This is a genomic window from Actinomycetospora lemnae, from assembly GCF_028737315.1.
Taxonomy (GTDB): domain Bacteria; phylum Actinomycetota; class Actinomycetes; order Mycobacteriales; family Pseudonocardiaceae; genus Actinomycetospora; species Actinomycetospora lemnae.
Genome location: NZ_JAQZAO010000010.1, coordinates 1 through 14,565, shown reverse-complemented (window position 1 = coordinate 14,565; position 14,565 = coordinate 1). Strand labels below are relative to the sequence as shown.

Here is a 14,565-nt window from a genome sequence, read left to right as displayed (position 1 = left end):
ATGAGCGACGACCGATCCGACCTGTCCCTGCTGGACGCCTGGTGGCGTGCGGCGAACTACCTGGCCGTGGGCCAGATCTACCTGCGGGACAACCCGTTGCTGCGCGAACCGTTGGCCGCGGACCACGTGAAGCCTCGTCTCCTCGGCCACTGGGGGACCACGCCGGGCCAGACCTTCCTATGGGCCCACCTCAACCGCGTGGCCCGACGCGGTGAGTTCGACCCGCTGTTCGTCTCGGGGCCCGGCCACGGCGGTCCGGCGGTGGTCGCCGCCGCCTACCTCGAGGGGACCTACTCCGAGCGGTACTCCCACGTCACCGCCGACGAGGAGGGGATGCGGACGCTGTTCCGCCAGTTCTCCTACCCCGGCGGTATCCCGAGCCACGTCGCGCCCGAGACCCCGGGCTCGATCCACGAGGGCGGCGAGCTGGGCTACTCCCTGGCCCACGCCTACGGCGCCGTCTTCGACAACCCCGACCTGCTCGTGGCCTGCGTCGTCGGGGACGGCGAGGCCGAGACCGGGCCGCTGGCCACCGCGTGGCACGCGAACAAGTTCTGCCACCCCGTCCACGACGGCACGGTGCTGCCGGTCCTGCACCTCAACGGCTACAAGATCGCGAACCCGACGGTGCTGGCGCGCATCCCCGACGACGAGCTGCTCGCGCTGTTCACGGGCTACGGCTACCGGCCCTCCGTCGTCGAGGCCGGTCTCGACGAGGACCACGCGGCGGTGCACCGGCGGATGGCCGACACGATGGACGAGATCGTCGACGAGATCGCCCGCATCCGTCGCGAGGCCGCCGAGGCCGAGGCCGCCGGCCGCGAGGTGCCGCGCCCGCGCTGGCCGATGCTGGTCCTGCGCACGCCGAAGGGCTGGACCGGGCCCCGCGAGGTCGACGGGCAACGGGTCGAGGGCACCTACCGGGCGCACCAGGTGCCGCTGGCCGGGACCCGCGACAACGCGGAGCACCGGGCGCAGCTCGAGCAGTGGATGCGCTCCTACCGGCCCGAGGAGCTCTTCGACGACGACGGCCGGCTGCGTCCCGAGCTCGCCGACCTGCACCCCGGCGGCGATCGGCGGATGAGCGCCACGCCCCACGCCAACGGCGGCGAGCTGCTGCGTGACCTGCGCCTGCCCGACTTCCGCGACCACGGCGTCGCGGTGGACCGCCCCGGCGGGCCCGTCGCGGAGGCCACCCGCGTGATGGGCGGCTGGATCCGGGAGGTCGTGCGGCAGAACCCCGAGAACTTCCGCGTCTTCGGGCCCGACGAGATCGCCTCCAACCGCCTGCAGGACGTCTTCGCGGTCACCGACCGGCAGTTCGACGGGGAGATCGTCGACGGTGACGACCACCTGGCCCCGACGGGCCGCGCCGTGGAGATGCTGTCGGAGCACATGTGTCAGGGCTGGCTGGAGGGCTACCTGCTCACCGGGCGACACGGGCTGTTCACCTGCTACGAGGCGTTCATCCACATCGTCGACTCGATGCTCAACCAGCACGCCAAGTGGCTGAAGGTCACCCGGGACATCCCGTGGCGGCGGCCGATCGGCTCGCTGAACTACCTGCTCACCTCGCACGTGTGGCGCCAGGACCACAACGGCTTCTCCCACCAGGATCCGGGCTTCATCGACCACGTGGTGAACAAGAAGGCCGAGCTCGTGCGGGTGTACCTGCCGCCGGACGCGAACACCCTGCTCTCCACCGCCGACCACTGTCTGCGCACCCGGGACTACGTCAACGTCATCGTCGCCGGCAAGCAGCCCGCGCCGCAGTGGCTGGGGATGGACGAGGCGGTCGCGCACTGCACCCGCGGGCTCGGGGTGTGGGAGTGGGCCAGCAACGACGACTCCGCCGAGCCCGACGTCGTGCTGGCGTGCGCCGGGGACGTCCCGACGCTGGAGACCCTCGCCGCGGTCGACCTGCTGCGCCGCCACCTGCCCGACCTCGAGGTGCGTGTGGTCAACGTCGTGGACCTCATGCGGCTCCAGGACCCGACCGAGCACCCGCACGGGCTGCCCGACCGGGAGTTCGACGCCCTGTTCACGCCGGACAAGCCGATCATCTTCGCCTACCACGGCTACCCCTGGCTGATCCACCGGCTGACCTACCGCCGCACCGGCCACGCCAACCTGCACGTGCGCGGCTACAAGGAGGAGGGCACGACCACGACGCCCTTCGACATGGTGATGCTCAACGACCTCGACCGCTTCCACCTGGTCATGGACGTGATCGACCGGGTGCCGGGGCTGGGGGTGCGCCACGCCGGGCTGCGCCAGCGGATGGCCGACGAGCGGCTCGCCTGCCGCGAGTACACCCGCCGCCACGGGGAGGACCGGCCCGACGTGCGGGACTGGGTGTGGACGGGCTCCGGGGATCCGGACGGGCGGGCGGGACGGCCCGGCGCGTCCGCGGACACCGCGTCGGACTTCCCCGACGACGTCCGCGTCGGCCCCGACCAGCACGACCCGCTGGCCGACGTCCGGGAGGACGCGGGCGCGGGGCGACCGGGCTGATGCGGGTCCTCGTCGTCAACGCGGGGTCGAGCAGTGTCAAGCTGCGCGTGGTCGAGCCCGAGGGCGTGGTGACGCACCGAACCGACCTCGACGCCCCGCGCGGGCGACCGGCCGAGGGCGCGCTCGAGGACGCCGTCGACCGGCTCGCCCGGGCGGCCGGCGGCGTGGACGCCGTGGGGCACCGGGTGGTGCACGGAGGTGCCGACTTCACCGCGCCGGTGGTCGTCGCCGGGGACGTGCTCGCGCGGATCGCCCGCCTCACCGTGCTCGCCCCGCTGCACCAGCCGCCCGCCGTCGCGGGCCTGCGCGCGGTGGCCGAGGCGCTGCCGGACGTGCCGTCGGTGGCCTGCTTCGACACGGCCTTCCACGCGACGATGCCGGCCGCGGCGAGCACCTACGCGGTGCCCGCGACCTGGCGCGCCGAGCACGGGATGCGCAAGTACGGGTTCCACGGGCTCGCGCACGCGTGGGGCTCGACGCGGGCGGCGGAGATCGTCGGCCGGCCGCTCGACGAGCTCCGGGTGGTCGTGGCACACCTCGGCTCCGGCGCCTCGGCCTGCGCGGTCCGCGGCGGCCGTTCGGTGGACACGACGATGGGGTTCACGCCCACGGCCGGGCTGGTGATGGCGACGCGGTGCGGCGACCTCGACCCGTCGGCGGTGGCGTGGCTGACGCTCCACGCCGACGTGCCGACCGCCGAGGTCGACCACGCCCTCGACCACGCCTCGGGCCTGGTGGGCCTCGCCGGGGAGGCCGACATGCGGCGCGTGCTCGCCGCCGGCGAGGCGGGAAAACCGGACGCGCAGCTCGCCGTCGACGTCTGGGTGCACCGGGCCCGCGGGCAGCTCGCGGCGATGGCGGCGGCCTGCGGCGGGGTCGACGTGCTGGTGTTCAGCGGCGGGGTTGGGGAGAACGCCCCGGTGCTGCGACGCCGCGTGGTCGAGGGGCTCGGCTTCCTCGGCCTCGCCGTCGACCCGCGCGCCGACGCGGCGGCGGTCGACGGCGCGGAGGGCGACGTGTCGGCGCCCGGCGCGACGGCGCGCACGGTGGTGGTGCACGCCCGTGAGGACCTCGTCATCGCCCGTGAGGTCATCGACGCCCTCGCGTGACGGCGGCGAGCGGCGAGGCCGCCCGTCGGCGCCCGGCCGACCCGTCACGCGTCGCCCCGATCGTGACCACGGGCAGGTCCGGGAACTCCGCCGGTCGGTGGGAGACGACGATGGTCGTCCGGCCGCGGCTCATCTCGCCGATCTCACCGGCGAGCGCCGTGGCCGTGGGCGCGTCCAGGTGGGCGGTGGGCTCGTCGAGGGCGAGCACGGGGCGGTCGGCGAGCAGCACCCGGGCCACCGCGAGCCGCTGGCGCTCGCCCCCGGACACCGGGCCGCCGTGCTCGCCCAGCGGCGTGTCGAGCCCCGCGGGCAGCGACGCGAACCACCCGCCGAGACGGGCGCGCCGCAGGGCGTCGACGAGCTCCTCGTCGGTCGCCGCGGGCCGGGCGAGGCGCAGGTTCTCCCGCAGCGTGCTGTCGAACAGGTGCGCGGCCGGCCCGCACCACGCGATGTGGGCGCGCACGTCCTCGGCCGCCATGGTCGCGGTGTCGCGGCCGTCGAGGGTGACCGCGCCGCGGGCCGCCGCCAGGGTGCGCAGGACCGCGGCGAGCACCGTGCTCTTGCCTGCGCCCGACGGGCCGGCGAGCACCATCCGCTCGCCGGGCGGGAGCGCGAACGACACCCCGCTGACCGCCTCGCGTGTCGCGTCCGGCCAGCGGACGGCGAGCTGCTCGGCCGCCACGACCGGGTCGGCCGGCACGGCCGCGGGTCGGCGCGGGTCGACGACGGGCGCGGGCGCCGCCTCGAGCCCGGCGAGCCGGCGGGTGGCCGGGACCGCCTCGGCGAGACGCGTCGCGGCGTCGGGCAGCCCGGCGACGAGCTCGGCGGCGGCCAGCGGCGTGAGCGCCAGGACCGCGAGGGCCGTCGGCGCCAGCCGGCCGTCGGTCAGCGCGAGCACGCCGAGGACCGTCGCGGCGACCATCGCGAGACCCAGCCCGAGGACCCCGAGGCCCGCGCCGACGCCCGCTCCACCCGCCTGCGACACCAGACGGCCGGCGAGCTCGGTGTCGTGGGCGGCGAGCCGGCGACGGCGACGGTCCGCGGCACCCAGGACGAGGAGGTCGGCGGCACCGTCGAGCAGCTCGAGGGTGCCGGTGGCCACCGCGGCACGGGCCGTGGCGGTCGTCCGCGCGGCGCGCCGGCCGGCGAGGACGCCGAGCAGCGGGGCGACGACGCCCGCGAGGAGCAGGCCCAGCGCGAGGGCGAGGCCGGCCTCGGGGAGCAGGACGGTGAACAGACCGACCAGCGCGGCGCCGACGAGCAGCGCGGACGCCGCGGGCACGACGGTCCGGATCAGCACGTCCTGCTGGGCGTCGACGTCGCCGGTGAGGCGGGACAGCAGATCGCCGCGGCGCTGCGCGGCGGTCGCCGCCGGGCCGCGGCGCACGAGGGCCCGCCAGACCCGCACGCGCAGGTCGGCGCCGAGGCGCAGGGCGGCGTCGTGGGACGCCAGCCGCTCGAGGTAGCGCAGGACGCCCTTGGCCAGCCCGAACGCGCGCACCGCGACGATCGCGACCATCAGCGTCAGCAGCGGCGGCTGCAGCGCGGCCGCGGAGATCAGCCACGCGGACGTGGCGGTCAGCGCCACCGCGCTGCCCAGCGCCCCGGCGCCGAGCAGGACCGCGACCGCGAGCCGGCCCGCGCGGGGGCGGGCGGCGGCGGCGAACCACCGCAGCGCACCCGACCCACGACCGGCGGCGGGCGTCGGCGCGTCGTGCTCCTCGGCCGCCGGCGACGGTCCGGCCGCGGACCGCGGCGCCGTCGGGGCAGTCGTCGGGGCAGCGGCAGGGACAGCGGCAGGGACAGCGGCAGGGGCCGTGAGGAGGCCGGCGAGGTCGACGACCCGGTCGCAGGCGGCGAGGACGTCGGGGCGGTGGCTGACGACGATCGCGCTGCGGCCGGCGAGGGCGTGGGGCAGGGACGCCAGCAGGGCCGCCTCGGTCTCCGCGTCGACGCCCTCGGTGGGTTCGTCGAGCAGGACCAGGGGACGGTCGGCGAGCAGCGCGCGGGCCAGGGCGACACGGCGCTGCTGACCGGTGGAGAGCCCCGCGCCCCGCTCGCCGACGGGGGCGTCGAGCGCCAGGTCGACGCGGGCGACCCGGACGGCGCGGGCGACCGCCGCGTCGGGAGCCTCGGGGGCGCCGAGGCGGACGTTGTCGGCGACCGTGCCCGCGACGAGCACGGGTCGCTGCGGCACCCACGCGATCCGGGCGCGCCAGGCGGCGGGGTCGAGCTCGTCGAGCGGGACCCCGCCGACGAGCACCCGGCCGCGGTCGGGGCGACGCAGGCCCGTGACCAGGTCGAGCAGCGTCGACTTGCCCGCGCCGCTCGGGCCGCGCAGCCCGACGACCTCGCCGGGGGCCACGGTCAGGGAGAGGTCGTCGAGCACGGGGCCGCTGCGTCCGTCGACGCCGACCCGCTCGAGGTGCACCGGGACCCGCGACGGGTCGGGCGCGGGCCGGCGGGCGCCCCCCGGGCCCGCCGGCTCCGTCCCCAGCACCGCGAACACCTCGTCGGCGGCGGCCAGGCCCTCGGCGCTGTCGTGGAACCGGGCGCCGACCGCGCGCAGCGGCAGGTAGATCTCCGGCGCCAGCATGATCACCAGCAGCCCGGTGGCGAGGTCGAGGCGACCCTCGGCCAGGCGCAGGCCCACCGACACCGCGACCAGGGCGACCGAGAGCGTCGCCAGCACCTCGAGCACCAGCGCGGACAGGAAGGCCACCCGCAGCGTCCGCATCGTGGCCCGCCGGTACTCGGCGGCGACGGCGCGCAGCCGCCCGGCCTGGGCGCCGGCGCGACCGAAGGCGACCAGCACGTCGAGGCCGGCGACGAGGTCGAGGAAGTGGTGGCCCAGCACCGCGAGGGCCCGCCAGCGCCGCGCCGTGTCGTCGCGGGTGCGCAGGCCGACCAGGACCATGAACAGGGGGATCAGGGGCACGGTGACGGCCACGATCACCGCGGAGAGCCAGTCGGCGGTCAGCAGCCGCACCCCGACCAGCAGCGGGACCGTCGTGGCCAGCAGCAGGGTGGGCAGGTAGCGGCGCAGGTAGCCGTCGAGGGCGTCGATCCCGCGGGTGGCGAGCGTCCCGAGCTCGCCGGTCGAGGGCAGGCGGGGGTCGCGCGGGCCGAGTCGCAGGACGAGGTCGACGAGGTCGGCCCGCAGCTGCCCGATCACGCGGGCGCTCGCCCGCACGGCGGCGGCCTCGGTGGCCCATGCCAGCAGCGCCCGCCCGGCGACCACGACGACGAGGCCCGCCAGCAGGGTCGTCAGGGCCGCGAGCGGCGCGCCGTCCAGGAACGCCCGGGCCACCACCCGCGAGAGCAGGTCCGCCTGGACGACGACCAGCCCGGCCGTGGCCACGCCCGCCGCGGCCGCGAGCACCACAAAGGTGCGGGCCGGGCGGACGTGGCGCAGCAGGCGGGGGTCCAGCGGCTTCACCGCGGCACCCGCGGCCGCCGCTCGCGCGGGGGCAGGCCGGTGGCCGGCGGGATGTCGTCGCGGGTCAGGCGCCGGCGGAACACCCAGTAGCTCCAGGCCTGGTAGGCCAGCACGACCGGGGTCACCGCGAGCGCGACCCAGGTCATGATCTGCAGCGTGTACGGCGTCGAGGCGGCGTTGGTCGTCGTGAGCGTGCCGGCCGGGTCGGTGGACGACGGCAGGACCGCGGGGTAGAGGGAGCCGAACAGCGTCACCGTCGTGGCCACGATCGTCGCCGCGGTCAGCGTGAACGCCCAGCCCTCGCGCTGCCGCCCGACCAGCAGGACCGCGCCGACGAGGGCCACGGCCGCGACGACCGCGCTGATCCACGTCCAGCCGCCGCCGTGGGCGAGCTCGGTCCAGACCAGGAAGCCGGCGGCCACCGGCACCGCGCCCAGCCCGAGGCGCAGGGCCAGGCGGTGGGCCCGCCGGCGCAGCTCGCCGTCGGTCTTCAGCGCGACGAACACCGCGCCGTGGAGCAGGAACACGAGCAGCGTGGTCAGGCCGCCGAGCAGCGCGTAGGGGTTGAGCAGCGTCAGCAGCGTGCCGGTGTACTCGTGCTGGGCGTCGAGCGGGACCCCCGCGACGATGTTGGCGAACGCCACGCCCCACAGCAGCGCGGGGATCGCCGAGGTCGCGACGATGACGGCGTCCCACCGTCGGCGCCACGTGTCGTCGTCGACCTTCCCGCGGTACTCGAAGGCCACCCCGCGTCCGATGAGGGCGACCAGCAGCACCAGCAGCGCCAGGTAGAACCCCGAGAACAGGCTCGCGTACCACTCGGGGAACGCCGCGAAGGTCGCGCCGCCGGCCACGAGCAGCCACACCTCGTTGCCGTCCCAGAGCGGGCCGATGGTGTTGACGACCCGGCGGCGGTCGACCTCGTCGCGGCCCAGCAGGGTCAGCAGGGCGCCGACGCCGAAGTCGAAGCCCTCGAGGACGAAGTAGCCCGTCCAGAGCAGGGCGATGAGCAGGAACCAGATGTCGGTCAGCGCGAGGCCGAACACGATGTCCTCACTTCTCCCGGGTCGCCGGGGGTCAGTACGCGACGGCGAGCGGACGCGGCGCCGGCGTGCTCGGCGCGTCCTCGTCGGGCGAGGGCAGGGGGTCGGGCCCCTTGCGGGCGTAGCGGACGAGCAGGGTCACCTCGACCACGGCGAGCACGCCGTAGAGCACGGTGAACACGATCAGCGAGGTGGCGACGGTGGCGGCGCCGACCGAGGGGCTGACGCCGTCGGCGGTCCGCAGGGTGCCGTACACGACCCACGGCTGGCGGCCCATCTCGGTGAAGATCCAGCCGACGGCGTTGGCGACGACCGGGAACCCGATGCCGGCCAGCGCCGCCCAGGTGAACCACCGCGACGCGGGCACGCGACCCCCGCGCTGCAGCCACAGACCGGCCAGCGCGAGGAGCATCGCGAGGGCGCCGAAGCCGATCATGACGCGAAAGGTCCAGTAGGCGACGGGCACGTTGGGCCGGTAGTCGCCCGGTCCGAACTGCGCCTCGGAGGCCCGCTGGACGTCGTTGATCCCCTCGACCGTGCCGTCGGGGTCACCGGTGGCCATGAAGGAGAGCACCTTCGGCACGCGGACGCTCCAGACCTCCTGCGAGCCGTCGAGGCTGCCGATGGTGAACAGCGAGAACGACGCCGGCGAGCTCGTGTCCCACAGGGCCTCGGCGGCGGCCATCTTCATCGGCTGCTGCTCGGTCATGAGGCGGGCCTGCACGTCGCCGGTGACCACCGTGCCGACGCCGGCGACGAGCACGGTCACCAGCGCCAGGCGCAGCGAGGAGCGGAACACCCGCGTCTCGTTCCCCCGCGCCAGGTGCCAGGCCGAGATGCCCAGGACGAACATGCCGGCGGTGAGGAACGCCGCGGTGATGGTGTGGGTGAAGGCGCCGACCGCGGTGGAGTTCGTCAGGACCGCGCCGAAGTCGGTGAGCTCGGCGCGCCCGGTGACCGGGTTGACCCAGGACCCGACCGGGTGCTGCATCCACGAGTTGGCCGCGAGGATGAAGTAGGCCGAGAGCAGGGTGCCGATCGCGGCGGCCCAGATGGTGGCCAGGTGCACCTTCTTCGGCAGCCGGCCCCACCCGAAGATCCACAGGCCGAGGAAGGTCGACTCGAGGAAGAAGGCGAGCAGCCCCTCGATCGCCAGCGGTGCCCCGAAGACGTCGCCGACGAAGCGGCTGTAGTCGCTCCAGTTCATCCCGAACTGGAACTCCTGGACGATCCCGGTCACCACGCCCATGGCGAAGTTGATCAGGAAGAGCTTGCCCCAGAACTTCGTCATCCGCAGCCAGCGCTCGTCGCCGGTGCGGACCCAGGCGGTCTGCATGCCCGCGACCAGCAGCGACAGGCCGATCGTCAGCGGCACGAACAGGAAGTGGTAGACGGTCGTCACGCCGAACTGCCAGCGCGCCAGGTCCAGCGCCATCTCGGGGGCCTCCCGCGTCCTGCCCCGCACCGGACGCGGGGATCGGCAGGAACGGTGCCGGGGCGGGCCCGCTCATGATCAGGGTCGAAGGTCCTGCCGGTGGTCCCCGACGGACGGGCCGACCGCCCGTCGGGGACGGGCCCGCCGCCCGTGCCGACGGCCCCTGCGCCCGCCCACGCTCGACTCCGTCCCGCATCGACGGAGGAGGCGGCCACGGTGAGCACGACGGGGACAGGAGCGGTGCACCGCGCGATCGGGCTGTTCGTGCCGAAGCGCTCGACGCTGCGGCGGCGCAGTGACCGCGTCGAGGTGGCGGCGCGCTGGGTGCTGCTGCTCGTCGGTCTGCTCGCGGTGCCCGTGGCGCTGGCCGTCGGTAGCCAGGTGACGGCGGACCTGGCACCGCAGGTCGCCGCGCAACGGGCCGAGCGTCACCAGGTCGTCGGCGAGGTGATGGCGGACCCGCGTCAGGTGTCGCGCCGTCCCGACGTGGTCGTGGACGAGGTGCGCGCGCCCGTCCGGTGGACCGCCGCGGACGGCACCACCCGTGAGGCGGTCGTGCGGGTCCCCGAGCGGGCCCGGCCCGGTGACACCCGGGTGCTGTGGGTGGACGCCGCCGACCGGCCCACCGGCGAGCCGATGGACCCCGGCCTCCCCGTCACCCAGGGTGTCGCGACCGCGCTCGTCATCCTGCTCGGCGACCTCCTGCTCTCGGCGGCCCTCCTCGCCGGCCTGCGCTGGCTGCTCGACCGGGCCCGGCTGCGGGCGTGGGACGAGGCGTGGCGCCGCTTCACCGGGCCTGACCACCCCAGCCGGCGCTGACCGCGTCCGCCGCGTGTCCGGCCGGCGCGTGCTCCGGCACCGGCACCACGGCGACGACCGGGCACCAGGCGCGGCTGACCAGCCGTGCCGTCACCGAGCCCCCGGGCGGGTCGCCCAGGCCCTCGACGTGGCGGGTGCCGAGCACGAGCATGCGGGCGTCCTCGCTCGCGCGCAGCAGCACGCGCGCGGGCCGGCCCTCGCGGACCTCCAGTCTCAGCCGGACCCGCTCCGCGGCGTCGTCGCCGAGCGCGCGACGCACCGCGCCCTCCAACAGCCGGCGTGCGGCCTGCGCGAGGTCGCCGGTGGTGCCGTAGAGGTCGGGCGGGCCGGAGGCGGTGAGGGCCACCAGCGGTACTCCCTCCGCCTGCGCGACCCCGGCCGCCCAGCGCAGGGCCTGCACGGACTCGTCGGACCCGTCCACGCCCACGACCACGGGCGCATCCGCCGCGACGTGCGACCCGTGCACGTCCAGCTCGCCGCGGGCCACGCGGCGCAGCACGTCGCGCCGGCTGACGACACCGACCGGGATCTCCTCCCGGAGGATCGGCACGGCACGGCAGCCGGCGTCGAGGAGGCGGTCCACGAGCTCGTCGACCGGGGTGTCGGGGTCGGCGGTGGGGACGTGGGTCATCAGCTCCGCGGCGGGCGCGTCGTCGGCGGCCCCGACGAGCCGCCGCTCGTCCACGACGCCGAGCAGGCGGCCGCGGGCGTCGACGACGGGGGCCGACGCGATGCCGTGGGACACGAGCAGCGCCGCGACGGCCGCGCGGGGCGCGTCGGGCGGCACCGTGAGCACGGGGCTGGTCATGAGGTCGCGGGCCCTGCGCGGGCCGGAGGCGGTGTCCATGCCGCGATCGTCCGAGGGTTCCCACGGCCGCGGCAGGGCCACCGGACCGGGTGCCGGGGGCACGGAGGGCCCGACGACGGTGACGTCCGGCCCTGGGGCGCGCCCGCGCACCCGGGCACGGTCCAGGCATGAGCGCGACGCGTACCCGGTCGTCCGAGCGGTGGAGCCCCACGGAGGTCGCTGCCCTGCTGCACGCCCTGGAGCCCCTGGCCGAGCCGGGGGCGCCCGCGTGCGCGGTGTCGGTGCGCGACCGCCGGGTCGAGCTCACCCTCGACCCGGCGGCTCTCCACGGTCGAGCCCCGTCTCCGGCGGACGTCCCGGCGCACCACGTGCTGGTGCACGCCGGCCGCCTCGTCGGGGCCGTGGAGAACGCCCTGCGCTCCTTCGGGTGGGCGCCCCGCACGGTCGTCGCCACCGACGCCGACGCGCGGCCGCTCGCCGCGGTGTCCGCGACGCGGCGCCGCCCCGCGACCCCGATGGACCTGGTCCGCCGGCGGGTCGACCGCCGCCCGGGCGGTGCGGCCTCGCCGCGCTACGCCGCGCCGGCCGACGCGTCGCGCGTCGTGGACGTCGCCCACGCCGCGGCCTCCCGCGGGGCCTGGCTGCACCTGCTCAACGGACCGACCCGCGACGGCGTCCCGGCCTGGCGGACCCCGGCGACCGTCCCGGCCGACACCCTCACGCTGGATCTGCCGTGGCGCCGCGACCCCGTGCTGGCGGTGTGCACCCACGTCGACGGCGTGCGCGAGGCCGTGCTGGCCGGCGTCGTGCTCGAGCGGGCGGTCGTCGAGGCCGCCCTGCGCGGACTGCAGGTCGAGGCGCACGTCGAGGCCTTCGACGACGCCGCGGTCCGGGCCGCGACGCTCGCCGCCGCGGAGCACGAGACCGGGGTCGGGCACGCGGCGCTCCGCCTGTTCCCCTGAGGGCGGCTCGGGGACGGGGAACCGCCAGGGGGTCACCGCCGGCGGAAGCGCTCCGCCACGCTGCGCAGCAGCGTCCGGGCGTCGAGGACGCCGCACGGCTCGCCGTCGGCGACGACGATCAGCAGCGCGTGGCCCTCGGCGAGCATCAGCTCCGCGGCCCGCGACCGGCGCACCGTGGGCGCGACCGTCGGCACGCGCGTCGCGAGCGCGCCGACCGTGTCCAGCTGACGTGCGGGTCGGGCCCCGCCGTCGAGCAGGTGGCGCAGGAGGTCGACCTCGCTCACGGCCCGCACCGGCCCGTGCCCGCGGACCACCAGGTGGTCGGTGCCGAGCGCGCGCAGCCGGTGCAGGGCGGTGCTCACCCGGGTGGTGGCCGGCACCTCGAGCGGCGCGAGCGGACCCATGAGGAAACCCACCGGCTGGTCGTCGTCGAGGGCCTCGGGCGGGGCGCTCGCGGCGCTGGTCGCGGTGGTCACGGGCGGCGTGGTCATGACCCGACGGTCGTCGGGCGCGATCGGTGCGAGCAGGGCCGGAGGGCCCGGAGATGACAGGCCGCCCGGGGTCACCACACGACGCCGCCGGCCCTGCCGGCGCCCCCGTCCCGCGACCGACGCTGGGGGCCACGCAGAGCGCGACGGAGGAGGACACGATGGTGGCGACGGACGAGCGGCGGGCCCAGGGCACGGGGCCGGTGCTCGAGGAGGAGCCCGACACCCACCCGGCGATCGCGGCGCGGTACCGGGACCACTCGGTGGCGCCGTCGGCCCGCGACGTGATCGGTGCGCGCCTGCGCACCCGGGGCGTCGTGCGCGTCGGCCGCACCTGGTGGCCCTACCGCGGGCACGAGGTGACGCTGCCGACCCACGGCTACTTCCGCGAGGTGCGGGTGGCCGGGGGACTGCGCGTCGTCGACTCCTGGGTCGCGGGCCGCGCGCGGCGCGCCACGACCGTGCTCGGCCTGGGCGTGCACCCCGCGCTGGTCGGCCCGGACCTCGCGCGGGCCGACCTCGCGCACGCCGCACTGAGCGCGATGTGGGTGCCCCCGGTGCTGCTCCCCGCGGAGCACGCCCGCTGGAGCGTCGAGGACCGCGACACGGCCTCCGTCGCGTTCGCGGTCGCGGGGGCCCCGGTCGAGGTGCGCCTCACCCTGCACCGCGGCGGCCTGCCCCGCCGGATCACCACCGTCCGCTGGGGCGACCCCGACCGCACCGGCTTCTTCCGCGACGTGCCCTTCGGCGCGGAGATCCTCGAGCACCGCACGTTCCACGGCCTGACCGTGCCGAGCACCGGCATCCTCGGGTGGCGCCTCGACGGGCCCGGGCCCACCCGCGAGGTCCTGCGCTTCCAGCTCACGGGTCTCGAACCCGTCCACGCCGGCGGGCCGGTCCTCGACGAGCTGTGCGAGGCCGTGCCGGGCGACGCTGCCGAGGGGGAGCTCTGGTAGCCGGCCCCGCTCGGACGACGGCCCCGCCTCCCCGTCAGGGGAGGCGGGGCCGTCGTCCGTCTCAGGCCGTCGGCTCGCCCGTCGGCCGTCCCCGACGGTGCGCCGTCGCCACGGCCACGGTCACCGCGGTCGCCCCGAGTGCGACCAGCACCGCGCCCGCGGCGAGCAGGGCCAGCGAGAGGGCTCGCAGGCCGGGCACGGTGGCCCCGGCGTCCGCGGCCACGTCGATCCCGGGGCGACCGTCGGGCTGGAGCACGACGAGCACCCAGTCGCCCGGCGTCGGGCGCCACGTCAGGGTCTGCGTCCCCGGACCCGAGGTCTGTGCGGCCCAGATGCCGGCGGCGGCGGGCTGCTCGGGCGGCGGTCCGCCGGGCTGCTCGACCACACGCGGCCGCGTGTCGCCGTCCCGGCCCTCGGCGACCGTGCCGACGGCCACGCCGGCGAGGTAGCGGTCGGCCGCGTCGCGCGGGGCGATCCCGAGGAACACCGGGCGTCCCGGCTCGAGCGCGGCGGCCCGCACCCGCACGTCGCCCAGCGCGGCGCCGGGCGAGAACGACGTCGGCTCGGTCGGGTCGAGCAGCAGCTCCGGGGACCGCACCGCGTACCCCGTGCCCGTCACGACCGTCGGCGGGGTGGTGAGGTAGCCGGTGGCGTCGCGGCCCGCCGCGTCGGTCGCCAGCCCGGTCACCCCGCCGACCACCGGCGCCACCGCGCCGAGGCACAGCACCGCGCCGAGGGCGAGCCCCAGGACCGGGCCCACCGTCCAGCCCGGACGCGGCGACGGTGCGGGCGAGGGCGCCGTCGTCGCGGGTGCGCCCGGCTCGCGCGGTCCCGGCTCGAGCACGAAGGGCGGGTAGCGGTCCGTCGTCAGGAACACGTAGGCCGCGACGCGCAGGACCCAGCGGTCGAAGCCCATGATCAGGTCGAACAGCTGTCGCGGGTACGACCCGCGGACGGCGTGCACGACGATCGCGACGAGGGCCAGGAGGCCG

General features: G+C 76.6%; 11 protein-coding genes. 5 read left to right on the top strand and 6 right to left on the bottom strand.

Annotated features, from left to right (window positions below; genetic code table 11):
- A complete protein-coding gene (locus PGB27_RS21365) occupies window positions 1-2,514 on the top strand; it encodes a phosphoketolase family protein (RefSeq protein ID WP_274202434.1) in 2,514 nt (837 codons plus the stop codon).
- Window positions 2,514-3,623: an acetate/propionate family kinase gene (locus PGB27_RS21360; RefSeq protein WP_274202433.1), complete on the top strand. Its 1,110-nt coding sequence runs from the start codon at window positions 2,514-2,516 to the stop codon at window positions 3,621-3,623. Before PGB27_RS21365 ends, PGB27_RS21360 begins: the two co-directional genes overlap by 1 nt.
- Here PGB27_RS21360 and cydD read toward each other — a convergent pair.
- The 3 genes from cydD to PGB27_RS21345 are packed head-to-tail and all read right to left on the bottom strand — an operon-like array spanning window position 3,604 to window position 9,540.
- The gene (cydD, locus tag PGB27_RS21355) at window positions 3,604-7,062 is read right to left on the bottom strand and encodes a thiol reductant ABC exporter subunit CydD (protein WP_274202432.1); all 3,459 of its coding nucleotides are present in this window, start codon (window positions 7,060-7,062) and stop codon (window positions 3,604-3,606) included. The genes PGB27_RS21360 and cydD overlap by 20 nt on opposite strands.
- Window positions 7,059-8,108 carry a cytochrome d ubiquinol oxidase subunit II gene (cydB, locus tag PGB27_RS21350; RefSeq protein ID WP_274202431.1) on the bottom strand — a complete coding sequence of 350 codons (1,050 nt, stop codon included), beginning with the start codon at window positions 8,106-8,108 and terminating at the stop codon, window positions 7,059-7,061. Before cydB ends, cydD begins: the two co-directional genes overlap by 4 nt.
- A 31-nt stretch (window positions 8,109-8,139) precedes the next feature.
- Window positions 8,140-9,540: a cytochrome ubiquinol oxidase subunit I gene (locus PGB27_RS21345; RefSeq protein WP_274202430.1), complete on the bottom strand. Its 1,401-nt coding sequence runs from the start codon at window positions 9,538-9,540 to the stop codon at window positions 8,140-8,142.
- A gap of 216 nt (window positions 9,541-9,756) precedes the next feature.
- Here PGB27_RS21345 and PGB27_RS21340 point away from each other — a divergent pair, with 216 nt between their 5' ends.
- On the top strand, window positions 9,757-10,359 hold the full coding sequence (locus PGB27_RS21340; RefSeq protein ID WP_274202429.1) for an Rv1733c family protein: 603 nt from the start codon (window positions 9,757-9,759) through the stop codon (window positions 10,357-10,359).
- Here PGB27_RS21340 and PGB27_RS21335 read toward each other — a convergent pair.
- Entirely contained in the window at window positions 10,328-11,206 is an 879-nt protein-coding gene (locus tag PGB27_RS21335; RefSeq protein WP_274202428.1) for a CBS domain-containing protein, read from the bottom strand. The genes PGB27_RS21340 and PGB27_RS21335 overlap by 32 nt on opposite strands.
- A 128-nt stretch (window positions 11,207-11,334) precedes the next feature.
- Between PGB27_RS21335 and PGB27_RS21330 the strand changes: the two genes are divergently transcribed.
- Window positions 11,335-12,129 carry a hypothetical protein gene (locus PGB27_RS21330; protein WP_274202427.1) on the top strand — a complete coding sequence of 265 codons (795 nt, stop codon included), beginning with the start codon at window positions 11,335-11,337 and terminating at the stop codon, window positions 12,127-12,129.
- Between the two features lie 32 nt (window positions 12,130-12,161).
- On the opposite strand, the gene PGB27_RS21325 is transcribed toward PGB27_RS21330, so the two are convergent.
- A complete protein-coding gene (locus tag PGB27_RS21325; RefSeq protein WP_274202426.1) occupies window positions 12,162-12,620 on the bottom strand; it encodes a CBS domain-containing protein in 459 nt (152 codons plus the stop codon).
- Window positions 12,621-12,778: 158 nt separating this feature from the next.
- Between PGB27_RS21325 and PGB27_RS21320 the strand changes: the two genes are divergently transcribed.
- Window positions 12,779-13,573 (top strand): DUF6544 family protein, encoded by a 795-nt coding sequence (locus PGB27_RS21320; RefSeq protein ID WP_274202425.1) that lies wholly within the window; start codon window positions 12,779-12,781, stop codon window positions 13,571-13,573.
- Window positions 13,574-13,634: 61 nt separating this feature from the next.
- Here the strand turns inward: PGB27_RS21320 and PGB27_RS21315 are convergent.
- Window positions 13,635-14,565: DUF4389 domain-containing protein (locus PGB27_RS21315; protein ID WP_274202424.1), on the bottom strand; the 931-nt coding region annotated here is incomplete at its 5' end.